Source organism: Bdellovibrio sp. NC01 (genome assembly GCF_006874625.1).
Classification (GTDB): Bacteria; Bdellovibrionota; Bdellovibrionia; order Bdellovibrionales; family Bdellovibrionaceae; genus Bdellovibrio.
The window spans coordinates 1,605,477-1,632,034 of sequence record NZ_CP030034.1 but is presented as its reverse complement, the minus strand read 5'-3'; the positions used below and the strand labels follow the sequence as shown (position 1 = coordinate 1,632,034).

The 26,558-nt window shown below is 44.3% G+C and carries 28 protein-coding genes and 1 riboswitch; of the genes, 7 read left to right on the top strand and 21 right to left on the bottom strand.

The window, feature by feature from the left end; translation table 11 throughout:
• Positions 1–67 precede the first annotated feature (67 nt).
• From DOE51_RS07805 to rfbF, 3 genes are read right to left on the bottom strand one after another with little or no spacing between them, the layout of a single operon-like run.
• Positions 68–970 (bottom strand): NAD(P)-dependent oxidoreductase, encoded by a 903-nt coding sequence (locus DOE51_RS07805; protein WP_142695981.1) that lies wholly within the window; start codon positions 968–970, stop codon positions 68–70.
• Positions 970–2,052: a CDP-glucose 4,6-dehydratase gene (rfbG, locus tag DOE51_RS07800; protein WP_142695980.1), complete on the bottom strand. Its 1,083-nt coding sequence runs from the start codon at positions 2,050–2,052 to the stop codon at positions 970–972. Before rfbG ends, DOE51_RS07805 begins: the two co-directional genes overlap by 1 nt.
• Positions 2,043–2,819, bottom strand: a complete 777-nt coding sequence (gene rfbF / locus DOE51_RS07795) for a glucose-1-phosphate cytidylyltransferase (RefSeq protein ID WP_142695979.1) — start codon at positions 2,817–2,819, stop codon at positions 2,043–2,045. The genes rfbG and rfbF overlap by 10 nt, the downstream gene beginning before the upstream one ends.
• A 120-nt stretch (positions 2,820–2,939) precedes the next feature.
• On the opposite strand from rfbF, the gene DOE51_RS07790 reads away from it, so the two are divergent.
• Positions 2,940–3,887, top strand: coding sequence for a glycosyltransferase family 2 protein (locus DOE51_RS07790; RefSeq protein WP_142695978.1), 948 nt, complete (start codon positions 2,940–2,942; stop codon positions 3,885–3,887).
• A 17-nt stretch (positions 3,888–3,904) separates the two neighbouring features.
• On the opposite strand, the gene DOE51_RS07785 is transcribed toward DOE51_RS07790, so the two are convergent.
• The 5 genes from DOE51_RS07785 to DOE51_RS07765 form a co-directional block, all read right to left on the bottom strand.
• Positions 3,905–5,347 carry a glycosyltransferase family 39 protein gene (locus DOE51_RS07785; RefSeq protein ID WP_142695977.1) on the bottom strand — a complete coding sequence of 481 codons (1,443 nt, stop codon included), beginning with the start codon at positions 5,345–5,347 and terminating at the stop codon, positions 3,905–3,907.
• A gap of 64 nt (positions 5,348–5,411) precedes the next feature.
• Complete coding sequence (locus DOE51_RS07780) at positions 5,412–5,723, bottom strand: hypothetical protein (protein WP_142695976.1); 312 nt, start codon at positions 5,721–5,723, stop codon at positions 5,412–5,414.
• Between the two features lie 38 nt (positions 5,724–5,761).
• On the bottom strand, positions 5,762–6,466 hold the full coding sequence (locus DOE51_RS07775; RefSeq protein WP_142695975.1) for a hypothetical protein: 705 nt from the start codon (positions 6,464–6,466) through the stop codon (positions 5,762–5,764).
• The gene (locus tag DOE51_RS07770; protein WP_142695974.1) at positions 6,463–7,878 is read right to left on the bottom strand and encodes a glycosyltransferase; all 1,416 of its coding nucleotides are present in this window, start codon (positions 7,876–7,878) and stop codon (positions 6,463–6,465) included. Before DOE51_RS07770 ends, DOE51_RS07775 begins: the two co-directional genes overlap by 4 nt.
• Complete coding sequence (locus DOE51_RS07765) at positions 7,878–8,669, bottom strand: hypothetical protein (protein ID WP_142695973.1); 792 nt, start codon at positions 8,667–8,669, stop codon at positions 7,878–7,880. The genes DOE51_RS07770 and DOE51_RS07765 overlap by 1 nt, the downstream gene beginning before the upstream one ends.
• 108 nt (positions 8,670–8,777) lie before the next feature.
• On the opposite strand from DOE51_RS07765, the gene wecB reads away from it, so the two are divergent.
• Both wecB and DOE51_RS07755 read left to right on the top strand, forming a co-directional pair.
• Positions 8,778–9,938, top strand: coding sequence for a non-hydrolyzing UDP-N-acetylglucosamine 2-epimerase (gene wecB / locus DOE51_RS07760; RefSeq protein WP_142695972.1), 1,161 nt, complete (start codon positions 8,778–8,780; stop codon positions 9,936–9,938).
• A gap of 94 nt (positions 9,939–10,032) precedes the next feature.
• Positions 10,033–10,404 carry a hypothetical protein gene (locus DOE51_RS07755; protein ID WP_142695971.1) on the top strand — a complete coding sequence of 124 codons (372 nt, stop codon included), beginning with the start codon at positions 10,033–10,035 and terminating at the stop codon, positions 10,402–10,404.
• Here DOE51_RS07755 and DOE51_RS07750 read toward each other — a convergent pair whose 3' ends face one another.
• From DOE51_RS07750 to DOE51_RS07730, 5 genes are all read right to left on the bottom strand, one after another.
• A complete protein-coding gene (locus DOE51_RS07750) occupies positions 10,405–10,737 on the bottom strand; it encodes a hypothetical protein (RefSeq protein ID WP_142695970.1) in 333 nt (110 codons plus the stop codon). It lies immediately after the preceding gene.
• A gap of 98 nt (positions 10,738–10,835) precedes the next feature.
• Positions 10,836–11,603, bottom strand: a complete 768-nt coding sequence (gene pstB / locus DOE51_RS07745) for a phosphate ABC transporter ATP-binding protein PstB (protein WP_142695969.1) — start codon at positions 11,601–11,603, stop codon at positions 10,836–10,838.
• Between the two features lie 3 nt (positions 11,604–11,606).
• Positions 11,607–12,524: a phosphate ABC transporter permease PstA gene (gene pstA, locus DOE51_RS07740; protein ID WP_142695968.1), complete on the bottom strand. Its 918-nt coding sequence runs from the start codon at positions 12,522–12,524 to the stop codon at positions 11,607–11,609.
• Entirely contained in the window at positions 12,524–13,399 is an 876-nt protein-coding gene (pstC, locus tag DOE51_RS07735) for a phosphate ABC transporter permease subunit PstC (protein WP_142698223.1), read from the bottom strand. Before pstC ends, pstA begins: the two co-directional genes overlap by 1 nt.
• Positions 13,400–13,472: 73 nt before the next feature.
• The gene (locus tag DOE51_RS07730) at positions 13,473–14,471 is read right to left on the bottom strand and encodes a PstS family phosphate ABC transporter substrate-binding protein (protein ID WP_142695967.1); all 999 of its coding nucleotides are present in this window, start codon (positions 14,469–14,471) and stop codon (positions 13,473–13,475) included.
• 114 nt (positions 14,472–14,585) lie between these two features.
• Between DOE51_RS07730 and DOE51_RS07725 the strand changes: the two genes are divergently transcribed.
• Positions 14,586–16,106, top strand: coding sequence for a PAS domain-containing protein (locus DOE51_RS07725; protein WP_142695966.1), 1,521 nt, complete (start codon positions 14,586–14,588; stop codon positions 16,104–16,106).
• Positions 16,107–16,113: 7 nt separating this feature from the next.
• On the opposite strand, the gene DOE51_RS07720 is transcribed toward DOE51_RS07725, so the two are convergent.
• A complete protein-coding gene (locus DOE51_RS07720; RefSeq protein WP_246845483.1) occupies positions 16,114–16,584 on the bottom strand; it encodes a Fur family transcriptional regulator in 471 nt (156 codons plus the stop codon).
• Between the two features lie 106 nt (positions 16,585–16,690).
• A complete protein-coding gene (locus tag DOE51_RS07715; RefSeq protein ID WP_142695965.1) occupies positions 16,691–17,422 on the bottom strand; it encodes an EI24 domain-containing protein in 732 nt (243 codons plus the stop codon).
• Positions 17,423–17,475: 53 nt separating this feature from the next.
• Here DOE51_RS07715 and DOE51_RS07710 point away from each other — a divergent pair, with 53 nt between their 5' ends.
• Positions 17,476–18,072 carry a histidine phosphatase family protein gene (locus DOE51_RS07710; protein WP_142695964.1) on the top strand — a complete coding sequence of 199 codons (597 nt, stop codon included), beginning with the start codon at positions 17,476–17,478 and terminating at the stop codon, positions 18,070–18,072.
• Here DOE51_RS07710 and DOE51_RS07705 read toward each other — a convergent pair.
• Complete coding sequence (locus tag DOE51_RS07705; RefSeq protein ID WP_142695963.1) at positions 18,069–20,399, bottom strand: fatty acid cis/trans isomerase; 2,331 nt, start codon at positions 20,397–20,399, stop codon at positions 18,069–18,071. The genes DOE51_RS07710 and DOE51_RS07705 overlap by 4 nt on opposite strands.
• Positions 20,400–20,455: 56 nt before the next feature.
• On the opposite strand from DOE51_RS07705, the gene DOE51_RS07700 reads away from it, so the two are divergent.
• The gene (locus tag DOE51_RS07700; RefSeq protein ID WP_142695962.1) at positions 20,456–20,977 is read left to right on the top strand and encodes a hypothetical protein; all 522 of its coding nucleotides are present in this window, start codon (positions 20,456–20,458) and stop codon (positions 20,975–20,977) included.
• On the opposite strand, the gene DOE51_RS07695 is transcribed toward DOE51_RS07700, so the two are convergent.
• The 3 genes from DOE51_RS07695 to DOE51_RS07685 form a co-directional block, all read right to left on the bottom strand.
• A complete protein-coding gene (locus tag DOE51_RS07695; protein WP_142695961.1) occupies positions 20,978–22,171 on the bottom strand; it encodes an ammonium transporter in 1,194 nt (397 codons plus the stop codon).
• 95 nt (positions 22,172–22,266) lie between these two features.
• The gene (locus DOE51_RS07690; RefSeq protein WP_142695960.1) at positions 22,267–22,554 is read right to left on the bottom strand and encodes a helix-turn-helix transcriptional regulator; all 288 of its coding nucleotides are present in this window, start codon (positions 22,552–22,554) and stop codon (positions 22,267–22,269) included.
• Between the two features lie 220 nt (positions 22,555–22,774).
• A complete protein-coding gene (locus DOE51_RS07685; RefSeq protein WP_142695959.1) occupies positions 22,775–23,179 on the bottom strand; it encodes a hypothetical protein in 405 nt (134 codons plus the stop codon).
• A 252-nt stretch (positions 23,180–23,431) separates the two neighbouring features.
• Here DOE51_RS07685 and DOE51_RS07680 point away from each other — a divergent pair, with 252 nt between their 5' ends.
• Positions 23,432–23,704, top strand: a complete 273-nt coding sequence (locus tag DOE51_RS07680) for a hypothetical protein (RefSeq protein ID WP_142695958.1) — start codon at positions 23,432–23,434, stop codon at positions 23,702–23,704.
• Between the two features lie 15 nt (positions 23,705–23,719).
• Here the strand turns inward: DOE51_RS07680 and DOE51_RS07675 are convergent, their stop codons facing one another.
• Together DOE51_RS07675 and DOE51_RS07670 are read right to left on the bottom strand one after the other, a co-directional pair.
• The gene (locus DOE51_RS07675) at positions 23,720–25,795 is read right to left on the bottom strand and encodes a TonB-dependent siderophore receptor (RefSeq protein ID WP_142695957.1); all 2,076 of its coding nucleotides are present in this window, start codon (positions 25,793–25,795) and stop codon (positions 23,720–23,722) included.
• A riboswitch (TPP riboswitch) is annotated at positions 25,784–25,882 on the bottom strand. It overlaps the preceding gene by 12 nt.
• Positions 25,883–25,912: 30 nt before the next feature.
• Entirely contained in the window at positions 25,913–26,371 is a 459-nt protein-coding gene (locus DOE51_RS07670; RefSeq protein WP_142695956.1) for a hypothetical protein, read from the bottom strand.
• Positions 26,372–26,558 lie beyond the last annotated feature (187 nt).

Genomic DNA, 26,558 nt, shown 5'->3' with positions numbered 1-26,558 from the left:
TTATTATCTAGACCTAAAGAATTTTAAAACTCTAACAAGGATCAAACAAAATTATTCATGAATTAATTTAAAATAACTGCTGACGATGCCATGCGATTGTTTCCGACAAACCTTCTTCAAGCGAAATTTGCGGCTCCCAACCGTAGACTTTCTTTAATTTAGAAATATCTGCTTCCAAATGCATATTTTGATTAGGCCCATAAGGAATCGCACCGAAATGAAGTTCTGCATTGGGATCGATCTTGTTTGCAATCATGTGAACAACTTCTTTTAACACACATGCATGCCCACCACCCAAATTGAAAAAGCCTGATTCCTTTGGGTTTTGCAAAATCATACCAATCAATCTTGCGATATCTCGAGCGTGCACATAATCCCACACCTGAACGCATTCAGACAAATTCATAGGCTCATTCTTTAACAATGTTTTGATCATCAAAGACATCAATGAACCTGGGCGATCTCCGGGGCCGTAAGAAGAAAACAGACGAAGCCAGGTAAAATTCATACCGGCATCTTTGCACATTTTTTCCATCATCAAACCTGTCGCAAATTTTGCGATAGCGTATTTGGTTAACGGTTTATTAGATGCTGTCTCATCAATTTTTTTGTTGTGCACACCATACTCAGACTCGCTCCCCATCCCGATAAAAGATTTTACCTGGTACTTTTGTGCCAGCTGCAAAAGATCGACCGCCGTTTGCAGATTGTGAATTTGACCGGGATTGGACTTTTCTTTTTGATCGACTCCTATCCAACCTAAGTGAACGATGGCTTCTGGCCTAAATTCCGCAAATTGCTTTTCAATTGCGGGAATCTCAGAAAGATCTCCCTGAATGATGGCAACCGCAGAATCCGTAATTTTCTTTGGATCACGAGCCAAACAAGCGACCTGATATTGTTTTGCCAATAATTCTTTGACAACAAAACTACCAACACCACCTGAACCACCAGTGACCAAGACTCTCATTACAGACTCACCTTCGCAGACAGATCTTGATAGTGCTTAATTTGCTTTAAAGTCACAGAAGCTAAGTTTTCCTTAGACTTCAAGAAGTCTCCATACCAATCCGCCGTAAATGCTACAGTTTCGTCTGGAGAAAATGTCGGTGCCCACTTCAAGAACTCCATGGCCTTGCTTGGATCCAAGCGCAACAGATTTGCTTCATGGAATTTCCCCGAAGCTTGATCAATCTTGAACTCACCTTTACCAATGACCTCAATAAATTTCTCTGTGATGTACAACACATTATGCTTATTCAACACGCCTTGCGGAGCCAAATTATAAGGTGTCGAATGTTTTACCGGATCTAAATGGCAATGCATTCCCAGTGAAAGATAGCCGCGTGCCACATCCAAGACATGCTGCCAAGGTCGGACGGCTTGAGGATTACGCAAAACAACGGGACGATTGTCATCAATGGCTTGAACGATATCAGGAATGATACGGTCTTTGGCGAAGTCACCACCACCAATTACATTTCCTGCGCGGGCCGATGCGACTCCCGCACCGGTTTTTTTAAAGTATGAACGATAATACGCTGAGATCGCAATTTCTGCCATCGCTTTACTTGCTGAGTATGGATCATGTCCACCCAGAGTTTCAGTTTCACGATAAGGCCATAACCATTCTTGATTTTCGTAACACTTGTCACTTGTGATGAAGACACCAGTCTTGATGAAGTCGGTCTTTCTCATAATCTCAAGCAAATGGATTGTGCCCATTGCATTTGATTGGAAAGTTTCGACGGGATCTTCGTATGAAATATTAACGATCGGCTGTGCTGCCAAATGCAAAACGATCTCAGGCTTTTCAGTTTTGATTACACTTTCGAACTTCGCAAAGTCCAACGTGTTTCCTTCATACGAAGCCATCTGATCTTTTAATTTCGTTAAATTAAAATGGTTACCGCGATAGTCTACTGGAGACTTTGAATATCCGACAACATTGGCGCCAAGATCCAGCAAGTACCAACTTAGCCATGAACCTTTAAAACCAGTGTGACCAGTTACTAATACTTTTTTGCCTTTATAAAATGATCTTAAGTCCATCTGATCCACGGTGCTTTTCCGGTTTTAATTAAATCTTCAAGAAGAGTTTTATCGCGCAGGGTATCCATACATTGCCAGAACCCATGGTGCTTGTATGCGTAAAGGTTGTCGCTCTTCGCAATCGCCTCTAAAGGCTCACGCTCCCACATCTGCGAGTCACCTTCGATATGATCTAGAACCTTATTTGATAAAACGAAAAAACCACCATTAATATACGTATGAGTGTTTTCAGGTTTTTCTTTGAATGAAGAAATCTTGTTATTAGCATTCAACTCGAGAACACCATAACGTTCCACAGGTTGAACGGCTGTCAGGGTCGCCATCTTCCCATGCTTCATATGACAAGCAATAAGTTCATTGATGTCTACATCACAAACTCCATCACCATAGGTCATACAGAACGTATCCTGATCTTTCAGATGGTCTTTCAATCTTTTTAATCGACCACCCGTCATCGTATTTTCGCCTGTGTCAACAAGAGTCACTTTCCACGGCTCGCTACGACTGCTATGAAACGTCGTTTCGTTGTTCGCAAGGTCCACAGTGATGTCACTCATGTGAGCCTTATAATTCATGAAAAAATCTTTGATCAAATATCCTTTGTACCCAAGGCAAATAATGAATTCATTAATTCCATAGTGTGAGTACATTTTCATGATGTGCCACAAGATCGGCTTTCCACCAATTTCGACCATGGGTTTAGGTCTTAAAGAAGTTTCTTCACTTAGACGTGTACCCAATCCGCCAGCTAATATAACTGCTTTCATTAATGTCCTTTACGAAAAAAACCACTAAACAAATAATTTCTTGTCCGGCAGCACAGAAGATTGCTATGAATTGACAAGTGCCTGTAATATTCAGCAAAAACTTAGGTTTGGGTAAACAACATGTCAACTAGAAAACTAATCAGCGTCATCACACCTTGCTTCAACGAAGAAGAAAATATTCAGGACTGCTATGACGCCATCAAAGAATTGTTTGCCACAAAATTAAAAGACTACGACTACGAACATATTTTTTGCGACAACGCTTCAGAGGACAACACAGTTAAAGAACTTGAACGAGTTGCGGCGCAAGACAGCCGAGTGAAAGTCATCATCAATGCTAACAACTTTGGTTTCTTACGTTCAATGTTCAATGGAGTTCTTGCTGCCAAAGGTGACGCTGTCATCCCTATGATGCCGGCGGATTTACAAGATCCACCTGAGCTTATTCCAACATTCGTAGACTATTGGGAGAAGGGCTACAAAGTCGTTTACGGGCAGCGCGACAAGCGTGACGAACCATTTTTAATCGAAACAGGTCGTAAGCTTTACTATAAATTTGTGACTCGTTTTTCCAAAGCAAAGATCCCAGTTGATGCCGGAGAGTTTCAATTAATTGACCGCAAAGTTGTTGATGCACTAAAGCTTTTCGATGACTATGAGCCTTATTTGCGCGGCATGATTGCACAGTGTGGATTCAAATCCATCGGCGTAAAATATTTCATGAAAGCTCGCGAAAAAGGGGTCGCGAAAGGGCGTTTCTTTCTTCTATTTGATCTCGCACTGAATGGCATTGTTTCGAACACAACAGTTCCAATTCGCGTGGGTTTAGTCATTGGATTCTTGATGTCGATTCTGAGCCTTGCCTATGCAGCATTTTTATTGGCTTTATTTTTATTTAATGGCCGTTCAGACGTAAACAAAGGTATGGCTAGCGTCATGATTGGCCTATTCTTATTGAGCGGCATTCAGTTATTTTTCATCGCACTTGTCGGAGAGTACGTTGCTTCTATTCACGCACAAGTTCGCAAAGGCCCTTTGGTCGTCGAAGATCGCCGTATTAATTTTTAAAAGTAGAGCGTTCTGCTCTACTTCATAAATTTATATATTTTAAACTTCTCAGAGGGCTGGTCTGACATCACACGGAATGGCCCATAGTCGATGTCTTTAATTCTAAAGAACGCAGCATTCCCATCATCCACCACGACATATTGAATATTGAATTTCTGAGCTTCAGCAAATAACGCATCGGCGGATTGCTGAAGTGTTCCGGCCTCAACTTTATCTCGATAAGTAATAAAAGACTGAATGCGAAATTTATCTAAACCAGAAAACATGAGGTGCGCTGGGGACAAAACATTTGAGCCACTTGGCAAAAACTCTGTCACCTTTGCATATTCGGGCGCCATGAATTCTCGGGTGTTAAATTCCTGTAAATTATAGGCCCACGAAGCAAAAATAAAAATCAGCACAGCAGACCACGCTAACTTTTTTCTTCCCTGCGCAACCAGATTTTCAAACGCCAGAATGGAAATTAAAACTAAAAATGGAAAAGCGTACATCAAGTAATTCGTATTATTGCCATGAGTGACTTCAGCAATACAGAAAGACAACAACAAGGTATAACCGACAAGTCGACGATGATTCGCCCATAGATATTTCCGAGTTGGTACTATTAGCAAAAGAAGCATCAAGGAGTAGATAATTTCAGGAGGGCTATGAAGATAGCGACTCTGCTCTTCAAAAACTCTGAAAATTAGATCCCATCCATATTTTCCTGTTGCAACATCTCGCCAGTGAGTCAACTGGGTAAACATCTGCTGCAGTTCTTGAAGGGATCGAACATCAAAGGTAAATTGAAATATCAATCCCCACGTGGCAACAACTCCAAATATAAATCCTGCGAGCCAACGACGATAGCACCACAACAGTAAAACACCTGCGCCGGCGAATACGACTCCATTCAGATGAGTGGCAATGCTTATTCCCGTAACGAAACCAGCAATTAATAACTCGGAAAATTTTGAAGTGTCGAAATATCTCTCGAGAAATAGATAGCTAAGAAGACCCCAAAACACTAAGTGCATCTCAGGCCTAAAAGTGAAACCAAGATTCATTGTATGGAAAAAACTTAAGAACAGTGCCAGAAGTAAAAACGCCAATTGCGGTTTTAAAGAAGAGCGACGATAAATTTTAACTAAAAGGATACCGCTTAAAAGAAGATAGACAATGCTGATTGCTTTAAGCGGATATGGGTGAAAACCAAAAAACTTAATGACCCACGCACCTTCAATATTGAATAACTTGTGATATACATAAAGCTTGGTCTCGGCTTCATAAAATCCGCGCATGGCCTCTGACTTAACATAACCAAGCTTAGCTAACCAATAGGAGTACTCGGCAAGCCATACGTCATCAATATGAATGACTCGCTTCCAAAGTGTGCTGACAAAAATCAGTAAAGAACCAACGAACAAAAACAAAGAAAAGCGTGATTGATTTTTTGCTTGAGCATTTTCGGATGATGACATGATTTTAAGATTAGATGTTTCCCCTTACTGGGTCATCATATCATCATCGTTTTACATGTCGCGTTTAGTGCCCAGCCAAACGCTCTTCCACACCCTGCCCGCGGTGCTCCGGCATCACCCACGTCGCCATCACCTTCCCATCATAAACCCAGTGAAAACCCACCGGATCGGTACCATGAATGGCAACACGTAATTGGCCTTTGCCTTCTGTCGCTTTCATTTTTAAAAGTGTGTGCGATAAAGATTCTTTGTTCAATGAACCCGATGTTGCAGATGGCACGCAGAACTCTTCGTAAAAGCGTGCGAGCAAAGAAAGCTCAACAAGGTTGTACATACTGTCGCGGATAAAATATTTGTCTGAGTCTAATGAAGGCATGTGTGTAAGCTTAAAGTCCCTAACGAAGACCGGTCAAGCTAGTGCGTAAGTCCAGATACACTTCTGGCCCTGTCGTGCGGTGGCACCCCCGTCATCTCGGCCAAAATATCGTTAAATAGCGGCGCGTATTCTGCGTAAGCCGCAAGATCGGCCGGAGTTCCCGCGAAGTAATAGCGATTCTTCGCACGAACCGCGTAGGGCAAAATTTCCCGTGAAGAGTCGCTACGAATTTCTGCCAAGATCTCGAATTTTTCAGAATTCACTGGCAACAACTCGACACGGCGATGCTCTAAAGAACGTGTCTTAAAACTTTGTCCCTTATAATACACTTCACTTTGTAAGTTACCTTTGACAAGCCCCACGCCCAAAAAGCGCAAACCAAACACCCGCTCTAATTGATCACCTAATTGCCAGATATTATTTCCTAACCACGCAACACTCGTAGACGTTCGCAAATAATCTTCCCGAAATTCGCGCGGCACGAAGGTTTCGTCCTTAGCGCCCACATAAAAGTTAACCTGGCACTTATCCATGTCACCTTTGTGATAATCGCCGATATCTTTTACGTACTGACTGTATTCAGGAAAGCCACGCAGATATTTCTGCACGCCTCGAGCTTCTTTTTTCGAGTCGTGAAATATCTGAATGCACTTTTCTAAGGGTGCAGAGTTAAATCCAAACTTCAACACACCAGCAAGCGCACAAAAGGCTATCGCAAAAATAAAGTAGTAGGGAGATCTCATTGGGATTGTGCCTCCACGACGACGGGGTCAACCGCTTCCGGCGCACCAAAATGCGCTGGCAGAGTATGATCTGTTTTCACCCACACCGGGCGCGTACCTGTTCGTTGGCTTTCTTTGTAGGTCGTATAAGCACGATAAGAAGCCATGACATTAATCAAATTCGCAACAAGCCAACGCAGCGGCACCATCGCACTTTGCGACCAACCATTCACGCGTCTGACCGCGAGCATTCTTTGCAACAGACGCACGGTCATACCTAATATATTCACTGCAACCAAGGCTTGAATAAGAGGATGAGAGAACGCTTTTGGAGTTGCCCATCCCAGCGCATGGATCATCACAAAACTTAAAAATAAAATCGTCGCAAGGACGACAAGAACACTGCACATCGGCCCCTTGCGATCACGCAAGAGGAAATAGCGATCAACCAGACTGCCACTCCACTGAATATTTTCAGTTCCTTGATAAGCAATCCCCAGAGTCCATCGCGACTTCTGACGAACGCTCGCCATAAATTTCGCAGGAAAATATTCGCGAGTCGCAATAAATTCGCGCTCCCCTTTTTCATTTTCAATCTGAGTGCACACAAACTGACTGCGAAAGCCCATGGGTTTAGCCATCACACCAAGGTGATAGTCTTCAGTCAGCGTATCTTCTTTTAAGAAATGCCCCTCTTGCTGCAACATCATGCCGACCACAAGTTCGCGCGCCATGCACGTGCCCACGCCAGCAGAAGGAATTGCCGCGCCCAGATCTTGTCTGACTAACAAATCTTTTGTATGCGCCTCACTGAATTCATCAATGTAAACGCCACCTACTAATGACGTCTTCGGCACATCAAACGAAAACACCGGAATCTGAATGAAGTGAGCTTCATGAGAGTAGTAGTTCATCAGTGTCAAAGAATGCTTATGTAACACATCTTCCGAATCCTGCATCAAGAACAAATCATAACGATTACGAATCGACTCTTCCGACGCCAAAACCTGACGAGCGATTTCATTTAGCATTTGACCTTTTGAAGTCGGCCCCGGCGAAGAGTTTACGATCACGACCACCTTGTGAGGATAAAGCTTTTCAAGTCTACTTGCTTCCTCCCAAGTGGCCGTGTCGTTTGGATAAACTCCTAAAAAGAATGTGTAATTATCATAATCAAGACCACGAATGTTTCCGCGAATCATGGGCCCTAGAACTTCCGCCTCTTTCCAATTAGCGATCATGATGGCGATTTTCTTTTGCTGTGTCCGCTTCATACGCGCGAGCACAGCTTGACTGATGACTTTGGGTTTTAATTTGCGAATAAATGCCACGGCATCAATGAACAAGTCATCGAACGTAAAGATGCACGTCGCAACAATCACAGCGACAGTGAACAGAACAAAAAGATCTTCAAGACCGAATGATGTATCCATTAAAACTGTCCTCCGATGACTAAAAGACCTTCGATGTCTCCGTGTGCTTCCGTACGATTGATAGGATGATAAATGAGTGCCGCTAAATTCCAGCTTCCCGGCAACCACTGTGTGCGCACTCCCACTCGCCCTTCCTTCATAGAAGGACCAAGATCAGCGCTGCGACTTTCTCGTAAATAAAATTCCGCATAAGGGTCGATGTTGACACTCACCATGGGCTTAAAGCGATAACCTTGTTTAAGCCATCCTGTGGATACAGGCGTACTATCAAGACGAGGAACGTATGCCACTTCGCCATAACCTTCGGTAAAGATATGACTATCCACTGGCCACTGCCAGAAATCTCCAGCACTTAAAATCACACGTGGATCCCACTCAGCGCTGCGATTTGTTTGACCCGAGTTTTCATCGTTTAAAACGGCGCGCACCCCAGCTTGAAATTGCAAAAAGATTTTTTGAAAAGCACCGGCACGCATTCCCACATAAGGTGTTACCGAGTTATCAAAATACTTTTGCTGAGCGTTCGGGGATTGATATTGAAAGCCCGCTCCCGCAAACGCATCAAGACTTAAAACATTTTCTATATATAAAGGTTGGTAATAACGAAGCCTTGTGTCAGTTACGAGATTGTACTGTTCGTAATAACTGTTCTCTGAGTACAGCTCTTTATATGATTTTGCTTTTGGATTTAACCAAATAGATGTCGTTGAAGTTCCTTCTTGTGCAAAAGACTGAACACTCATCCCTAGGAAAACCATAACTGCTAGACTTTTTACGCTTGTACTGAACATTATTCCAACCTCGATTCCGCAGACAAAACGGTAAGTGAGTCGTCGGTGTTTGATGAGTTAAACCTCTGTAAGTTGCCAAGTAATAATTCCAAACAATAACGTGTGTGCATGAAAACTATTCTTGTTGTGTTTGGAACTCGTCCAGAAGCTGTTAAACTTGCACCCTTTATCCTACAAGCGCGCAGAGACAAGCGTTTCAAAGTCGTTGTTGGCTCGACCGGGCAACATCGTGAAATGCTTAAACCTCTTCTAAACTTTTTCGATATCATTCCCGATTTCGATCTTGATTTGATGAAGCCTGGACAAAGCTTGGCTGACATATCAATCGGCGTGATGAAGGGACTGAACGATTACCTGTCAAATAACAAAGTCGACGGAGTTGTGGTGCAAGGAGATACGACAAGTTGTTTTATTGGCAGCCTTGTTTCTTTTTATCATCGCATTCCGGTCATTCATATTGAGGCGGGCTTACGCTCTGGCGACATCTACTCCCCTTACCCTGAAGAGTTCAATCGCAAAGCAACGGGACTGATTGCAAAGTTTCACTTTGCTCCGACAGAAACGTCAAAAGCCAATCTGGTGCGCGAACATTATCCTGAAGAATGCATTCACGTGACTGGCAACACCGGCATTGATGCTTTATTTGAAGTAAGCTCTCGCTTAGAAAATTCAAACCTTAAGAAAGAGTATGATCATCGTTATTCGTTTTTAAATCCGCGCAAAAAATTAAATCTCGTCACCGTTCATCGTCGCGAATCTTTCGGCACACCGATGGAAGAAGTGATGAAAGGACTTGTCGCTTTATCAGAACGCGAAGACGTCGAACTGCTGATCCCTTTGCACATGAATCCCCAAGTGCGTGCCAGCGCTGAAAAAGTTTTCGGCGGAGCCGCTCGCTGGGTTGATAAAGGTCAGGATATTAAAGAGGGACAAAGCAAAATCTGGTTGTGTGAACCGGTCGACTATGTGCCGTTTGTATATTTGATGAATCGCGCGCATATGATCATCACAGATTCAGGCGGCGTTCAGGAAGAAGCTCCCTCACTAGGAAAGCCGATCTTAGTTGCGCGGGAAAAAACAGAAAGACCGGAAGCAATTCACGCCGGCACTTCGCGCCTGATTCCTCTTGAAGAAAAAGCCTTCTATAGAACAGCCGTGGAAGTCTTGGATACGCCCGAGATCTTTAATAAAATGTCCCAAGCGAAAAATCCATTTGGCGATGGCAAGGCGTGCGAGAGAATTCTGAATATTCTGGCAGAACAGCTTTAAGAGGTTCGCCGCCTTAAGTATGACACATTGTTTCGATGCAAGCGGTCTTAAGCTGAAGTTTGACAGTCACATTTGTGAGGAACACACTCTGCCCATGGATGGACAAAAAATTGAAATCTTAGCGAATGTCAGTGATGAAAGACAAAGCCCTGGTTTTGCTTACATCGAATTTTTCAACCCTGCACAGAAGACTCAAGTTGCGATTAAGAAGCTTGCGATCTTTTGGGGTATCGCTTTACTTTGCGTTTTGATTCCTGTTTTCCATTTCGTGCTTGTGCCGTTATTTTTCTTCTTAGGATTTTACTTCGCACGCAGAGGCTACAAAGCCGAAGGACAAGTCTTGGGTGGAGAAACAACATGCCCCCACTGCCACACTCAAGTGATCATCAAGAAACAAGAGTTGAACTGGCCGATCACAGAAATCTGCCAAGGTTGCGCTCGTGTTGTTAGGATTGAAAAGGCTTAATTAGTTTTTATCACAAGAAGGATCCCGCACAAGATCCTTCATAATAAGTTTCGAACGCTCACCGATTGTGATTTCGCCGACCTTGACTTTATAGCACTGCCCTGGGGCTGCGTAGAATTTCACGTTAAAGATCATCTCGGAATTATTCATTGAAACAAGATTCATCCAATTAGGACTCTCTGAAGAAGCATCGCGAATCGCTGCGACGACCTTATTTTGGTTTTCCATCAAATAGGCTTTTTGCTGTTCCGTCAGAGTCGGCGAAGCCATGGCGACTGAAGACACCGACAAGATAATAGACATAGCACCCAAAATTGTGCGCAAACGGATCATAAAAGCCCCTATAAACGGTTTTAATGCTCTTATAATCCTTAATGCAAAACAGGCCCCAAATAGAATGACTTTGGTCGCCCGCGAGGGACTTGAACCCTCTACCCGAAACGACCCGTAATGTAGTTTTCCGTCTTAGGATCTTTAGGGTTTGTAAAGACCTGATCACTTTGACCGAATTCAATCAAATCACCCAAATACATGAACGCCGTATAATCAGAAACACGCGCCGCTTGATGCAGACTGTGAGTCACAATAGCGATGGTCACATCTTTACGAAGTTCTTGAATCAACTCTTCAATGTGACGAGTGGAAATTGGATCCAATGCTGACGTTGGCTCATCCAGAAGCAAAATTTCAGGCTCTGTCGCTAAAGCACGAGCGATACACAGACGTTGTTGTTGACCACCCGACATCGCCGTCGCCGCCGTATGCAGGCGATCTTTCACTTCATTCCACAGACCCGCTTGTTGCAAAGATTTTTCAACGCGCTCTTCGATGAAGCTTTTCTTTTTAACGCCACGAACTTTCAAACCGTAAGCAACGTTTTCGTAAATACTTTTCGGAAACGGATTAGGCTTTTGGAAAACCATTCCGATACGCATGCGCACTTCCATCGGATCAATTTCTTTACCCAAAATATTCACGCCACCTGGGTGAAGCAAAATTTCCCCGTCATAAATCGCATTGGCATAAAGATCATGCATGCGATTAAAACAACGAAGTAAAGTTGTTTTACCGCAACCTGATGGACCGATCAAAGCCGTCACACGGTTTTCGTGAATAGGCAATGAAACGCCCTTCAAGACCAATTTTTCTCCGTAAGAGAATTTTAAATTTTTAACTTCAGCACGAACGTTTAATTCCATAGCCTACCACTTCATCTTCTTACGGAAACGCGAGCGCAGGTAAATCGCTCCGCCATTCATAATCAAAGTCATAACCAAAAGCACCACACCTGTTGCCGCCGCATTCACATGGAATTCTTGCTGCGGACGCGACAACCAGTTGAACATTTGAATCGGCATCACGGTGAATGGGTCCATGATCCACTTAAAGTTTACAAAAGGAAAATGCCCCTCTATCGGAGCCGTCGGCAAAAATGCAATGAAAGTTAAAGCACCAATCGTAATCAATGGCGCCGTTTCACCAATCGCACGCGATAAAGAAATAATCACACCCGTCAGAATACCACCCGTCGAATACGGCAAGATGTGATAACGAATCGTCTGCCATTTACTTGCACCCATGGCATAACTGGCTTCCCGAATTGTATTAGGAATAGAGCGAATCGCTTCACGGGTTGTCACGATGATAATCGGCAACACCAACAAACCCAACGTTAAACCCGCAGTCAAAATGCTGGTACCAAGTTTCAACTGATAAACGAAAAGGCCCAACGCCATCAAACCGTAAGTAATCGAAGGAATCCCCGCCAGGTTGATGATGTTCAGTTCAATAATTTGCGATAACCAATTTTTCTTAGCGTACTCTTCCAAGTACACGCCGGCAGCAACACCCAACGGGATTGCACAAAGTGCCGTTGTTAACATGATACAAAACGAACCCACCCACGCAGATAAAATCCCCGCTTTTTGCGGAAAGCGCGAAGGAAAGCTTGTGAAGAATTGCCAGTCAATACGTGGCACACCCGTCATCGCAAGATCGACGATCAAAGCCAGCAAAGTCAAAAGAGCAAACATCAACGATAGCAAACCTAAGAATGCAAACAAGAAGTCCATTCTTTGGCGCTTTTTGATATTGGCAAGAAGCTCTGAACGAGATTCCATTATTCTTTCTCCTGAAATCTTTTACGCAGCCACAAACCAAAAATATTAAACGTCAACGTCAGAATCAAAAGACTTAAACCCGCAACATAAATAGATCTAAAACCAATCGAACCATGAGGCAAATCACCAAGACTCACCTGCACGATGAAGGCTGTGATGGTCGCTGCAGGCTCTGTCGGATTCAAAGTCAGATTCGGTTGCATACCAGCAGCAATCGCCACAACCATCGTTTCACCGAACGCGCGCGAGATACCCAAAACATAAGCGGATGTGATTCCAGAAAATGCCGCGGGGATCACAACACGAAATGCCGTCTGCATACGTGAAGCACCTACTGCGAACGAAGCTTCGCGCAAATGTCCTGGCACAGATCTCATCGCATCTTCGCTTAAGGAACTGACATAAGGAATGATCATCACGCCCATCACAAGACCGGCGCTTAATGTATTAAAGCCACCCAGTGATGGAATTACTTTTTGCAGCATCGGAGTTACGAACAACAATGCGAAGTAACCGTAAACAACCGTGGGTACAGCAGCGAGCATCTCAAGAATCGGTTTTAGAACTTCTCGCACACCAGGGCGCACATATTCACTTAAGAAGGCAGCGGCAATCGTGCCCAGTGGAATAGCGACGATCAATGCAATCATCGTTGTCAGGAAGGTACCGTTCAACAATGGCAAGATACCGTAGTGCGCGTTTTCAAATAACGGCGTCCACTCTGTATCCGTTAAAAATTCTTTCAAAGTTACTTTTTCAAAGAATGGCAAGCTTTCAGTAACCAGAATCGCAACGATTCCTACTGTGACAAAAACAGAAGAGGCTGCTGCCAAGAACAAAATCGCTTCAATGATACGCTCTTTCAAACGGCGCATCTTACGAACCGGATGGTCCGCAGAAGTAAATTCAGAAAGTTTGCGTAGTTGATTTTTTTTGCTCACGGTGTGTTTACAAAGATCCTTCTTGGGATAACAAATCTTCCAACTTCAAACCGATTTTAGAGTGTCCACCAAAAACGGTTCCCAATTTCTTTTTTTGCAAGCGTTCGTTACCTAACACATACAGCTTCGTTGGAAGCGGAACGTATTTCACTTCAAGAACGATTTGGGGTGCTTGCTTTAAATAAAATTTTACAAATTGTGAAACCCAGTCTTTATTCAACGCGGCCTCATTGATGTAAATAAAAATCGGGCGCGACAATGGAAAATAAGTTCCACTTTCCACGGTTTCACGGTTAGGTAAAACGCCTTCGTTTTTCTTTGGCGACTTCTCGCCACCGACAACCGCTAGAACTTTAACTTTAGATTTGTTCTCTTCGTAATAAGCGAGCGGCAAATAACCTAAAGCAAAACGATCTTGCGAAATTCCCGTAACCGTTACATTGTGATCTTGGCTAGCTGTGTAGTCACCACGTGAAGAGTGTGCTTTTCCTACCACAGCCTCTGTGAAGTAATCGAAGGTTCCAGAATCAGAACCCGGGCCATAGAGATTCATTTTCTCATTCGGCCACGCAGGATTCACGTCGCTCCACTTTTTGATTTTACCTTGTGCTTCTGGAGACCAAATCTTTTTTAGCTCTGCGAGAGTGATTTGATTCAGCCATGTGTTTTTGGGATGAACCGCAATAGCCGCTGCGTCAAAAGCAATTGGAATCTCAATGAACTTGATCCCTTTGTCTTTGCAAGCTTGCAGTTCTTTTTCTTGAATCGGACGAGAGGCATCTTGAACATCGGTTTCGCCACGACAGAATTTTTTGAAACCGCCACCTGTTCCAGAGACACCCACAGTGACACGCACTTTTCCGCGGACAGATGTTTGAAAATCCTCAGCCATTGCTTCGGTAATTGGAAATACCGTGCTTGAACCATCGATCCTGACAACAGGAACTTGCGCATGAGCAGTGACTTCTAGTGAGGTCACTAGAGCCAGAATGGTTTTAAGCAGCATCAGAAGACTCCTCTAGCTAAAGGTCTAGCATCTCCAGCTTCCCGTGTATTGTTAAGGTTTTATTATGATTTAGCCGTTTTGCGTTAGACGCGATTTCGAGTAAACTAAACCTTAATGACTCAAGCATCACTGAACGATCAAAAGCATCTTCTTGAAAAGATAAATCGCGCTATTCCAAGCAGCATCTACATCTACGACGTCGTTGCTCAAAGCATGGTGTGGTTCAACGAACGCGTGCAAGCGCTGTATGGCTACAGTGTCGAAGAGATTCGCGAGATGGGTTCAAACTATTGGACCTTAACGATGCATCCCGACGACATCCCCTACCTCGCGGAAAGCGTAAAACGTGTGCAAAACCTGAAAGACGGCGAAGTGATCGAGCTTGAGTACCGTTTCAAAGCACGTAACGGCGACTATCGTTGGTTGAGTGATCGTGTGACGGTCTTTTCGCGCGACGATCAGGGCGGAGTGCAATCGCTATTGGGAATCGCAACAGACATCCACGATCGTAAAATCAACGAGCTGACTTTAAAAAAAACGATCGATAAGTTGAATCTGTCCTTGGGCGCAGCAAAGATGGGCACATGGGAGTGGGATTACGACACCCGCGAAACAACGTGGGATGATCGCATGTTTCAAATCCACGGTGCCGTGAATGGCCCTGGCGCGAAACCTCTTGAGGAATTGCATAAACGCATCAATCTTGCGGATCAGGCCGTCTCTAGACAACGTTTCGAAGAATCCGCGCGAACTCATCAAGATGTTTACACCACTTACCGCGTGACCTTTGACAATGGCGAGATTCACCACATCCGCTGTTATGGTCGCTATCGCATTTCAGAAACAGAAAAAAAATTCTATGGCGTTGCCTGGGACTCCACGGAAGAAATTCAAACCGAACGACAAATGGAAGAGGCTCGCGCCACTTTGATTGCCAGTACAAAAATGGCGGCCTTGGGCGAAATGTCTGGCGGTATCGCGCATGAAATCAACAATCCACTGACAGTGATTCAAGCACGCGCCTTCCAACTGACACAAATGGTGGATCAAGGAAAAGCCGAGCCCACCAAAATCAAACAGGCCGCAGAAAGTATCAGCCGTACCGCCGATAAGATCGCAAAAATTATTAAATCACTGCGTTCATTTTCGCGCGAAGGCACGAACGATCCGTTCGATGTCGTGCAAGTTAAAGAGATCATCAATGAAACTCTCGAATTCTGTCGCACGCGCTTTTACAATCACGGCGTTGAAATCGACGTGGAAGAAATCGACGAAGAAATTGAAATCGAATGCCGCTTGATTCAGATCGAACAAGTGCTTTTGAATTTATTAAATAATTCATTCGATGCGGTTCAACATTTTGAAGAAAAATGGATTCGCGTGGGTGTTGTTGCGCACGATAATTTCGTCGATATCAAAGTGATGGATTCTGGAAAAGGCATTCCTGCAGAGCACGCTGAAAAGATGATGCTGCCATTCTTTACGACGAAAGAAGTCGGTAAAGGTACTGGTTTAGGTTTAAGCATTTCTTCAGGGATCGTGAAGAGTCACCACGGCGAACTGTTTTTAGATAAGAAAGCAGCCAATACGACGTTTGTGATTCGCATTCCCCGTTTGCAAGAACAACCTGTCTAGTCGGATATTATTCAGAACAATTCGCGCAAAGACCGAAGAAATCCAAGCGATGTGAAAGCTGCTTATAGCCCATCGCTTCGACAGCTTTGATATGCGGCTCAAGATCGCACAAGTGAATCGGCTCTACTTTTTGGCATTGACGACAGATCACGTGATGATGGTGGTGGCCCGATTCAAGAGTCAATTCAAAGCGCGCAACACCGTCCCCAAATTCAAGACGCGAAACCAATCCCGCTTCTTCGAATTTTTTTAGAATACGATAGATGGTCACCAAATCCATGCCATCTTTTTTGCTGCCAACTTCTTTAAAAATATCATCCGCCGAAACAGGCTCAAGATGATGAAGAAGAACCTTCAACATCTGCTTACGCTGCTCAGTCAGCTTCATACCCGCCTTACGAACCCTTTCGTTTAGCGAATCAATATCAATATTTTTACGCTCATTGCCACATTTGCTCACAGCACATATGTAACCCATTTGGTTACATAAATCCACCCTTTTACACCCCCGGGAGTCCCAAAGGATCAGATGCAAGGCGCGAGGAGAAGGCGTACTGGCAGTACGCCGCCGACGAGCAACGCAGTCAGCTGGCCCTTTGGGGCTCTCGGAGAGTGCGTAACTCGTTTAATGCGTAATGGGAGTAACTGAGCGCCGAAAAGACTGGAAGTATAAAGACCGCCAAAGGAATATACGCCATAAGCCCCAAGAGCAACCCCATCCCCCAAAGTGTGTGGGATTCTGATTTTTCAATCTGCGCGCGCTCTTCGGCTGTGGCAAAATCCTGAAGTACATCGTACATAAATACTTTTTTATTCAGCCATGACGTCAGCAACAACGGGATCAAAACCTGACACCCCGGCAAGAACCACAAGGGCAATGTCACAAAGAACAACACCACAAAAACAATCGTCGCTTTCACCGCATTCCACACACTGCCCACGGTTGAGCCACCACGTTTTTTCTCGAGATCTTTGAATTCAGATTCACTGATCCACTTCAACGCAATCGGCATCACAAAGATGGACGTAAATAAAACCGCGCACAAATAAGCGAGCGGAATAAACATCAACACCAAAAAGATAATAGTGACGACTGATAAAATTTCAGGACTGCCCGTCGAGGTTTCAATCCAATTCAGCCAGCCAAAGCCGTGCAAAAATCCAGAAACGCCGTTGAATAAACTATTCCATACGAAAAAGAAAAATCCTAAAACACACAGTACGGCCACAAACGGCGGCACAATCACTAACAAAAACATTCTTAAACTGAGGAGTGCTTCAAATGATTGACGAAGGGCCTGAAGAATTTTAGTCATAACTGATCTTTTCCCTTCCAGTTCAAAAGCGCAAGTGCTTCAATAGGCCCATCATGTCTAAAGTCATTCATCTATTTCGTCATGGACAAACAGACTGGAATATCGGTCGCCGTCTGCAAGGTCACACAGACATTCCGTTAAACAGCGAAGGCCGCAAACAAGCAGAAACCTTGCAAGAGTACTTCGCAAAAAATCCTGTTGAGTTGATTTTCTCAAGCGATCTTTCGCGGGCAAAAGAAACCGCAGCGATTGCCAATCTTTATCAGCAGGCTCCGGCATTTTATTTTAATTCTTTTCGTGAAGTGAAATTAGGCGAGATCGAAGGTCTGACGTACGATCAGATTTTAGCGGCTTATGGCGAAGAAGCGTGGCAGAAATGGCAATCCATTCAACCGGAAAATTATCACTTCGCTTTTAAAGATGGCGAACCCGCTTTTGCGGCACTGAAACGCTTTAAAGAAGCTCTGGAAAAATGTTGCCGCGAGTATGATTTTACTGCGGCAGGACTCTGCACACACGGTTTGATGATGCGCAGATTTATTCATTCACTGCGCCCGGATTTAAAAGAACCCATGGCCGTACCCAACTGCTCCGTCTTTGCGATTCATTGGGAAGAAGACAAAGGCTTCTCCTTCCCGTCTGAAGTTTAAAGATCGTAACGGGTTAAATCCAAATAGCCCGCTTCAATCGGCGACGTCTGCTTATAGATTTGAGTAAGCTCATCGTAGTAATTCCAAAACTCCGCATTTTGACGGCGAATACCGAATCCATCGACCAGCGCCTGATAATCACTATCTGACTTAATGGCATGAATTTTATCTGTGAACTTCTTAAGCTCAGCCTCTTTCACTGAGAAAATCATATTGGGATATGAGCCCCAATAACCCTCTTTGAAAGTCAGAGTATCTTCTGCTGGTGCCATACGTAAAGATTCACCTGTGATCCACGAGATGTTTTCATGCTCTTTATTGTGAATCAATGTGAACACAGTCGTTAATCCTGTGCGGTTTTTCACCATGACGTAAGCAATATCTGGGAAGTAACGCGCAAAAGGAGTTTTACTTCCCGCCGCGATAGAAGCCACTTTTCTAAACTCACTTTCATAGCCGTGAGTTTTAAAATGCTTCTGTAAGTTTTCAGGGACATCGATCTTTTTCCAATTTAAAGCGTCCAGTGGACCGCGCACTTTTTCGTTAAGACGATAAAACAAAATCTTTTCGACGAGTTGTTTTTTGGTTTTTTGCGACTCTGTAAAGCGAATGCCAGTCGGCTCTTTGCTTCCCACTGTCGGAAAAATGTAATTCATTTTTGCTGACGCTAAGATGCCGTCGTACCACGAGCGACGATAAGCCAGGCGTGCTTCGGGAGGCAAGAATGTTAAGAACAACTCTTCTGCTTCCATACGAATCATATCCATATAAATACGAGTCATCAGTTGGTGACTGACGTTACCGAACACATCGAAGTTCACAACTAAATTGTAAACCAAACGCTCAAACAAGGGATAATCCAAAACAAACGCTGTTTTGGAAAGGTCACCGATGGCTCCTTTAAGAACAACGGCATTTTGATCATGACGGAAAACTGTTAGAACCGCGTTGTTATTCGTTTGTTCGCCATCCCATATATCTTTCAATGTATAACCACCAGGATGAAGCTTCGCCAATTCTTGAGAGCGCAGTTTGCGATAGCTTTCACGGTAATCAATGACTTTGGTTAAAAACCCGGGCGTATTAATCAGCCCCACGTCGCTACCATACATGCCTGGTAAAATCAGAAGATCTTTGGCGCGATCGGCATATTCTTTATTCAGCACCATATTGTCAGATTCAGGAGCCAAGAAGAACACATAGAATTGTTCTTGGATGGAATTCACTGCCATGCTGCCGTTACAAACGGGACCTTTGATGAAAGTCGCAACTTCGTACTGCGCATCATCGAGCAAGAACTGATAACGCGCTTTCACCGGAATATCTTTAAAAGCAATGAACGGATTTTCCGCAACTGCTGATTTATAAGTCGGAAGCTCCGTCACTTTCCAATCACCGCTTAAGAATAATTCTTTGTAGCGTTGAAGTTTGGTGGGACTGAACTCATAAGGCAAATGTGTTTTCATCACCACGGTTCCTGGGAACTTCACTAAACAATAGAAAAACTTTTCTGTCCCTGGATCATCATTCGGTCTACGCGTTGCGATTTCTTTAGGACCTTTTTCGCAGGCGCTAGTTGAACGAATCAGACGGAAGAACTCATGTGCAGTTCCACCTTTAAAATGAATGTGCGCTAAAAATAAATGTTCATACAAATAGCGACTGACCAACTTCTGACGTTTGTCGTCGCCATTAAAGAAAACTTCCCACTCACGCACTTGCTTCAAGCTTTCCGAAGAAAGCTCATGAAACTTTTTGTTCATTTCTGTCGAAGGCCCCGGCGCGCCTTTTTCGATCCATTCTTTTAGCGTTGCCAACTCTTCCGCTTTCAAAGGTGGCAAACCATACGGCATCCCAAGTTCTGGCTGCGCCGTCTCGCTCGCTTTTTCGGTGGCGATGCTATTGGAACATACTTCGGACTCATGAACTTGCTTTGTGATCTTTGCCGTCGGTTGGTTCACACGCAAATGCACCATGCGGAAGAAAAGATTTTCGTCAGGATTTTGTGAGGTGTGGACGGTAAAGAAATCCTTTTTTCTCCACTCTTCTGTCGTTTGTGCGTCGACCCAAATTCGGGTTGGTTCAACCGCTTTTGTGCGTGAACCGTTGTAGACATTCAGCTTATTGGCGCCGCGAACAAAGGCATCGTAGTTCTGCAAATTCAATTGGCAGGGAGCATTGAAGCAGCTGTGGCAAGCCACACAACGGTTATCAAATAACGGTTGAATTTTGTGGGCGTAGAGATCGCTTTCCGTTGTTGACGCGACTGAGACGCCCGTCATCACAAGTGAAATAAAACAGAATAACAACATCTTAATAAATTGCATCGCTTCCGACTCCCCTGTATTCTCTGCCAATAGTAAACACAAAGCCGAGGAAGATCATGGAAAAAATCCCTTTTCAAATTGTTCAAGATTCGATCGACAAGATCTGCAGTATCACGGAAGAGGCAGACCTCGAAAAGGCATCAGAACATCTATTTGACGTTCAACCTGATCTTTCAAACTTCTTTATGGAGTTCATCGAAGACATGAGCGAGTCAGCACAAGACCTTGGCTTCATGATGGCTTTGATCTTAAATAAATCTTTCGAAGACAAATACAAAGCAATGCGTGCAATGACAGAAGATGAAGTTGTACAACGTTTTGAGAAATCCGAAGCTGAGTTCGAAAAATTCATGAACATCAACGACGATATGATCGTTGAGCTTCAAGACAAAGAATCTTCTGGCGACGGACAACCGGAAATCTTGAACTACATGTTGGAAGAACTCTTCATGTCTCCAGAGTTGGAACCATCATTGGATGCTAACGAACAAATTCATTTGTTCATCATCTGCAAATTCTTCGTGGATTGCCTCAATGAACTAGCCAAAGAGGCTTCTCCTGAAGTGATCCGCCACTAATCAATAAGCACGTTCACCGTGCTGATGAAGATCCAGTCCGAGGTCTGCGACCTCGCGACTGATTTCTGGCTCTGTAAATCTTTTGATGAGCCAAATTCCCGCCGACGTCACAACAAACGTGTAAACCGTAACAATTCCCAAAGCTAAAACGTGCATTCCTAAAAGTTTCCACGAGCCCGTGATAACGCCACCCTCTTGCGCGAAAACAGCCGTTAATAACATTCCGACCATGCCACCCACGCCATGACATGGGAACACATCTAAAGTGTCATCAATGTTTGTGCGTGTGCGCCAGCGAACGACATAATAACTGACCACAGGTGCAATCACACCAATTGCTAAGCTTGAAATCACTGACACGTATCCCGCCGCAGGAGTGATCGCGACTAAACCCACGACCGAGCCAATGCAAGCGCCCATCGCTGACGGTTTTCCGCGGTAATGCCAATCAAGAAAGACCCAAGTTAACATCGCAGCGGCCGAGGCCGTGTTCGTTGTTAAGAACGCTTGCACCGCTTGCCCATTGGCCGCTAAAGACGAGCCACCGTTAAATCCAAACCACCCAAACCACAGGAGCCCCGTCCCTGTCAGCACGAATGGAATCTGACTGGGATTGTGTTCATTTTCACTTTTGCGTTTTAATAAAAGCGCACTTGCAAGAGCGGCAACACCCGCCGTGATATGCACCACAGTTCCACCGGCAAAATCCAGCACTCCCCATTTTCTTAAAAAACCCTCAGGATGCCACGTCCAATGCGCGATGGGACAGTAAATGAATAAACAGAAAAACACCGCGAAATACAAATACGCTTTAAAACGAATGCGTTCTGAAAAAGCCCCCGTGATCAACGCCGGAGTGATAATCGCAAACTTCATTTGAAAAAGTGCAAACAACGCAAACGGAATGGTCGTTGCAAACGCGGGATTCACGTCATAACCGACATTCGCAAAACCTAAATAAGTTAAAGGATTGCCGACGAAGCCAAGACTGTTTCCAAAAGCAAGACTGAAACCAACAAGCACCCACAACACACTGATCAACGCCATCGAGATAAAACTTTGAAACATGGTCGATAGCATATTGCGTTTACTGACCATGCCTCCGTAAAACAAGGCAAGCCCCGGTGTCATCAACAACACCAATCCTGAAGCCACCAACAACCACGCCGTATCCCCTGCAGAAAATGTCGCCATAAATCCCTCGCTGTCAGAAATTCTCAAGCGATGACATAAACGCAGACAATGGCTTTTGCGTGATTATGAAAACAAACAAGTTTGGAATGTTTATTCTATTTCGAGCGGCGCGATTTTTTGTCGTTAAAAAACTTGGCCCGCAGATCGCGTTCAAGATCTTCCATGGAAGCTTTCAATAATATCTCAAACACTTCATGCACATCGGCGCGATAGATTTTGGTTAATTCTTTGAGCGTCTCAATTGGCGGATAGGAAAGACCTCTTTCCCAGTTCGATACGAATTGCGGCGAAGCATATCCTAACACTTCTGCAACCTCGGCTTGAGTCATCTTAACGCTAACTCTTTTTTCTCTTAGGAAGTGAGCTAATTTTCCAAGTCCCATTCCAACAACTCCATTTGACGTCTTCTTATTCTTCTTCGGTCACTTTATGGAGACACTCCATTACAGAGCAGCTAAACAAATCATATTTAGCATTACATTTTTAAGAGGATGGAGAATTCGCCTAAGCTATAAGCATCTTGACGAAATTATGTTAATCAAAAACAAAAAAGCCCCTGGGTTTACCAGAGGCTTTCCTCATATTGCTCATTGCAAGTGAGAACTATTGTTCGATCACTTCACATTGGAATTTACCAACCAATGTTTGTTCGCCCAAACCCCACCAGTACAAGTTTGCAGTGTGGTCTTTTACGCTAACTACGAATTCATATTCATAAGAAGCATCAACCCAGAAATCATAACGAACGCTGTATTTGTTCGCTGCTGCAGATTTCATTTCAAGAGCGGGAGCATCTTTGTCGATTGTGCTCAAGTAAAGATCGCCAACTTGCAAAGACCATTGTTTCAAACCTTGGCGGAAGATTACGTTTGGATTTTTTTCGATGTTCGTATCTTCAGGGCGTTGCAAACCACGAGAAAGTTGAATTGCTGTGCAATCAAAAACTCTTTCTTCAGCGAAAGAGACAGCAGAAGTAAGCATCACGAATACAAGTACCAATGACTTCATATTATTTCCTTTTCTATTTGATGGCTCGATCTAGCCTGATTCCCAGGAAATGTCCTGTTATTTTGAGGTTTAGAAATGCCGCTCTGAAATTTTTCCGTGCGATTTAACAATTGATAAATAAAATCCACTCAATCAGACGTGCCAGAGTTCCACTTCATTGTTCACATTGGGGCTTTTTGCCAATTCTTGATGGATTTATTTGCGATACAACGGGCCCCGCATTTGCTGTGAAAAGCTGACGTAGGAGGCCCTATGAAAACATTCATCATGGCTTTGGCAAGCCTTGTATTAACACAAATTTCATTCGCAGCAACGGATTCAGGAAGAGGACAACCCTCACCCAATGCGCCGATGTCAGACACAAACTTACATCCGAGCGACCGCGACTATCACGGTACCTATAATAAAAAACAAAATCAAAAACGTACGGCTCGTACGACTTATGATCATGATGAAGTTCCTGCGGCAAAACCTGTGGGCAATACGAAAGATGAAAATGTAAAAGGTCCGCACACTGACTATTAAATGACGACAGCTCTCCTAAAGAATCGCGTTTAGCCACAAACTGAGGCTGCGCGATTCGCCAGGATAAAGATAAATGTGCCCATACTGCGTTGGCGATTCTCGCCAGTAGGAATTGTCTGTCACATTTTCAACCGCAAAACTGAGCGTCGTCTTTTTGCCAAACCATTTACTTACGTAACTAAAGCCCACATCCCCGCGAGTCCACGCTGGCAACATCAAAGTGTTATCAGCGACAATCGCACGCTTCCCTTCATGCATCACACGCGCATTTAGACTTAGACCACTGACATCAGGTACTTGATAAACGACGTTCACACGAACTGCGTTTTCGGGAATGTTTACTGGCGTGTGCGCATTCGCAGCCGTATTCAAAACACTGTTCTTGCGTGTTGCTTGCAGTGCCATCGCTGAAACATCCACTTGCCAACGACTTAAATTCAGCGAAGTGCTTGCCTCAAGACCGCGATGTTCATCATCGCCATCAATTTCATAATTCGGTTCTTTATCTTCAACAATAGGACGCGTGATTTGAAAAGCCGCAAGCGACCATTGCATCAACTCGCCACCCTTCACTCCCACTTCGTATTGGCGACTGCGCACATCACTTAAATATTCACCCGGGTGAGAATACGCAGGCTTATTTGGAGTCACAAAAGATTCAAGACCCTCCCCGTAACTGGTGTAAGCAATAAAACTTTTGAAGTCATAAGAGATCGCAACCCATGGCAGTGGGAATGTTTGCGTGTAATGAATCGAGCGCGAGCCATCCGTGCGCACACTGCTGCGATCAATATAACTTACACGTGCGCCTAACCACGCCTGCCAGTTTTCATACTTCGCAGAGTCCGTGACGAATACTTCCGCTGTTCCCGAATCACGATTCGTTGCTTGATCATTTTGCGCGGGATTTGCGATTCCTACACCCGTGCCGTTGACGTTACCAACACCTGCATAGTTGTAGGCCTGATTCTGATAGCGTTCTTTCATGTGACTGCCGACAACACCGAAACTGATCTGGTGAGCGATATCTGCTGTTGCAAACTGTCCCTGCACCGAAGCTTTCAACGCTTGCGTTTCGCGGCTTTCATTTTCGCTGCGATAATCATACATATCGTAGGTGCCATCAGAACAATAACGATCGTAATTATTCTCAGCCGAGCAACCGAAGGGATAAGCCAAGCGATCATCGGTTCCAAGACTTTGCGCACCGGCAATGACCGACCATGACCAATCATTTTCCAAAGCTTGCGTAAATTTCAAAGTGCCCGTTAAACCTTGAAACACCACGGGTTGAGTCCACGACTGATTGTTCAAATTTAAATTCACATCAGGGACTGACGGAATTTTATTTCCCAACAAACTAAAACCCGCCTGACTGGGCTGCGAGTGACGAGACCACTCAGCTTCCACTTCCAGAAGTGAGGATGACGGCAAACGCCAATCCATTGCCATCGCAGCCAAGGAGCGCTCCCCTTTGGAGTCTTTCAACTGCGGATCTAATTTTTCCTGAGCGAGATTTATGCGGTAATCAATATTTTGCGCAAGCGACAGCGAAGACTCAAAATCTGCCGCGATCAATGCATTACCACTGTCACTCACACCCGTTGTGATCGCCTGTGAAGCTTTGCCCGTCGGTCTTTTCACGACGTAATTGACTAATCCTCCAGGACTGCTGGCCCCCGCCTGCATACCGCCGAGTCCTTTCAGGATTTCAACTTTTTCTTTATTATCTAAAGCAATGAAAGTTTCTGCCGTGATTGGCAGTCCTTCGCGCAAATAATTCGTGCGATTATCAAGCGTGTAACCACGAATCGAAAGCATGTCCCAATACCCCGTGGCATTGTAGCTGTCAGTCGTTGAAGCTTCGACTTTCGTGACATCAGACAAATGATAAATTTGCTTCGCTTGCAATTCCGCAGCGGGAATTTGTTTTGTCGACAACGGCAAAGTCTTAGCGGCCTCTTCAGAAAGTCCGGTGATATCAGACGACGGCAATTTTTCAGTAATATCCAACTGCATCAGTTGAATCTGCGCCTGCGCTGACGTTGCAATTGTGAATAGGAATACAAGAATAGAAATATGTTTTTTCATAAGCCTTCCCTGCGCGAGCATTATCTCTTTCAGGTTCAAAGGGTTTTTCTCAGTCACCGACAATCGGTAACACCCCTAGCGTTGGAGCAAGCTTATGCTTCAGGAAGTATCAGGCTGTCAAAATATATTTTCTACGCGCTTCGGCTCATACACATTCTGTAATTTAGCTTCAAACTCTCCGGAATCATTGAAGTAACCGTATTCATCCGCCATCACCCCAACCGACAGATAAAAATGAAACCGACGACGAATCTTAAAAGGCTCCCGATCTTTGAAGACATTTTCAATATCAATCACGATATCCCCATCGCGAACATAAGATGTCGTAAAAACAACCATCCCAATCGAAGCCACTTCATCATGCTGAACTTTAACCCCATCAAGCACATACACATCATCACGAGATGGATACTTCAAAACAAACTTCTCACAACCACTTTGTTGAATAGTTAAAGTAGCAGGAACATCAAGCCCCGCACTCACAAGCTTATAGTCCCCAGAAAAATCCTGGCACTCACCCGCAAATGAAAACGATGAAATAAAAATCAAAGAAAGACTGAAAAGAAAACACTTCATAGAAGAACCCCACGAAGTGCAAAGGCTATCAAGAGAAGAAAGTCGGTCAACGATATGAATTTGATAATGTTACAGAACGTACCACCAACACACCATCAGTGTTCATGTAGCCAATTCATCGAAGGCAAAATTTGCTGGAGAGGTAGAGATTTATTTTTGCGTATGAGGCCTTCGCGGGGCCTGGATG

What these genes read in the sequence shown, in the direction of transcription:
- DOE51_RS07805 (WP_142695981.1), bottom strand. Translation starts at nt 970, where the DNA reads ATGAGAGTCTTGGTCACTGGTGGTTCAGGTGGTGTTGGTAGTTTTGTT.
- rfbG (WP_142695980.1), bottom strand. Translation starts at nt 2,052, where the DNA reads ATGGACTTAAGATCATTTTATAAAGGCAAAAAAGTATTAGTAACTGGT.
- rfbF (WP_142695979.1), bottom strand. Translation starts at nt 2,819, where the DNA reads ATGAAAGCAGTTATATTAGCTGGCGGATTGGGTACACGTCTAAGTGAA.
- DOE51_RS07790 (WP_142695978.1), top strand. Translation starts at nt 2,940, where the DNA reads ATGTCAACTAGAAAACTAATCAGCGTCATCACACCTTGCTTCAACGAA.
- DOE51_RS07785 (WP_142695977.1), bottom strand. Translation starts at nt 5,347, where the DNA reads ATGTCATCATCCGAAAATGCTCAAGCAAAAAATCAATCACGCTTTTCT.
- DOE51_RS07780 (WP_142695976.1), bottom strand. Translation starts at nt 5,723, where the DNA reads ATGCCTTCATTAGACTCAGACAAATATTTTATCCGCGACAGTATGTAC.
- DOE51_RS07775 (WP_142695975.1), bottom strand. Translation starts at nt 6,466, where the DNA reads ATGAGATCTCCCTACTACTTTATTTTTGCGATAGCCTTTTGTGCGCTT.
- DOE51_RS07770 (WP_142695974.1), bottom strand. Translation starts at nt 7,878, where the DNA reads ATGGATACATCATTCGGTCTTGAAGATCTTTTTGTTCTGTTCACTGTC.
- DOE51_RS07765 (WP_142695973.1), bottom strand. Translation starts at nt 8,669, where the DNA reads ATGTTCAGTACAAGCGTAAAAAGTCTAGCAGTTATGGTTTTCCTAGGG.
- wecB (WP_142695972.1), top strand. Translation starts at nt 8,778, where the DNA reads ATGAAAACTATTCTTGTTGTGTTTGGAACTCGTCCAGAAGCTGTTAAA.
- DOE51_RS07755 (WP_142695971.1), top strand. Translation starts at nt 10,033, where the DNA reads ATGGATGGACAAAAAATTGAAATCTTAGCGAATGTCAGTGATGAAAGA.
- DOE51_RS07750 (WP_142695970.1), bottom strand. Translation starts at nt 10,737, where the DNA reads ATGATCCGTTTGCGCACAATTTTGGGTGCTATGTCTATTATCTTGTCG.
- pstB (WP_142695969.1), bottom strand. Translation starts at nt 11,603, where the DNA reads ATGGAATTAAACGTTCGTGCTGAAGTTAAAAATTTAAAATTCTCTTAC.
- pstA (WP_142695968.1), bottom strand. Translation starts at nt 12,524, where the DNA reads ATGGAATCTCGTTCAGAGCTTCTTGCCAATATCAAAAAGCGCCAAAGA.
- pstC (WP_142698223.1), bottom strand. Translation starts at nt 13,399, where the DNA reads ATGCGCCGTTTGAAAGAGCGTATCATTGAAGCGATTTTGTTCTTGGCA.
- DOE51_RS07730 (WP_142695967.1), bottom strand. Translation starts at nt 14,471, where the DNA reads ATGCTGCTTAAAACCATTCTGGCTCTAGTGACCTCACTAGAAGTCACT.
- DOE51_RS07725 (WP_142695966.1), top strand. Translation starts at nt 14,586, where the DNA reads ATGACTCAAGCATCACTGAACGATCAAAAGCATCTTCTTGAAAAGATA.
- DOE51_RS07720 (WP_246845483.1), bottom strand. Translation starts at nt 16,584, where the DNA reads ATGGGTTACATATGTGCTGTGAGCAAATGTGGCAATGAGCGTAAAAAT.
- DOE51_RS07715 (WP_142695965.1), bottom strand. Translation starts at nt 17,422, where the DNA reads ATGACTAAAATTCTTCAGGCCCTTCGTCAATCATTTGAAGCACTCCTC.
- DOE51_RS07710 (WP_142695964.1), top strand. Translation starts at nt 17,476, where the DNA reads ATGTCTAAAGTCATTCATCTATTTCGTCATGGACAAACAGACTGGAAT.
- DOE51_RS07705 (WP_142695963.1), bottom strand. Translation starts at nt 20,399, where the DNA reads ATGCAATTTATTAAGATGTTGTTATTCTGTTTTATTTCACTTGTGATG.
- DOE51_RS07700 (WP_142695962.1), top strand. Translation starts at nt 20,456, where the DNA reads ATGGAAAAAATCCCTTTTCAAATTGTTCAAGATTCGATCGACAAGATC.
- DOE51_RS07695 (WP_142695961.1), bottom strand. Translation starts at nt 22,171, where the DNA reads ATGGCGACATTTTCTGCAGGGGATACGGCGTGGTTGTTGGTGGCTTCA.
- DOE51_RS07690 (WP_142695960.1), bottom strand. Translation starts at nt 22,554, where the DNA reads ATGGGACTTGGAAAATTAGCTCACTTCCTAAGAGAAAAAAGAGTTAGC.
- DOE51_RS07685 (WP_142695959.1), bottom strand. Translation starts at nt 23,179, where the DNA reads ATGAAGTCATTGGTACTTGTATTCGTGATGCTTACTTCTGCTGTCTCT.
- DOE51_RS07680 (WP_142695958.1), top strand. Translation starts at nt 23,432, where the DNA reads ATGAAAACATTCATCATGGCTTTGGCAAGCCTTGTATTAACACAAATT.
- DOE51_RS07675 (WP_142695957.1), bottom strand. Translation starts at nt 25,795, where the DNA reads ATGAAAAAACATATTTCTATTCTTGTATTCCTATTCACAATTGCAACG.
- DOE51_RS07670 (WP_142695956.1), bottom strand. Translation starts at nt 26,371, where the DNA reads ATGAAGTGTTTTCTTTTCAGTCTTTCTTTGATTTTTATTTCATCGTTT.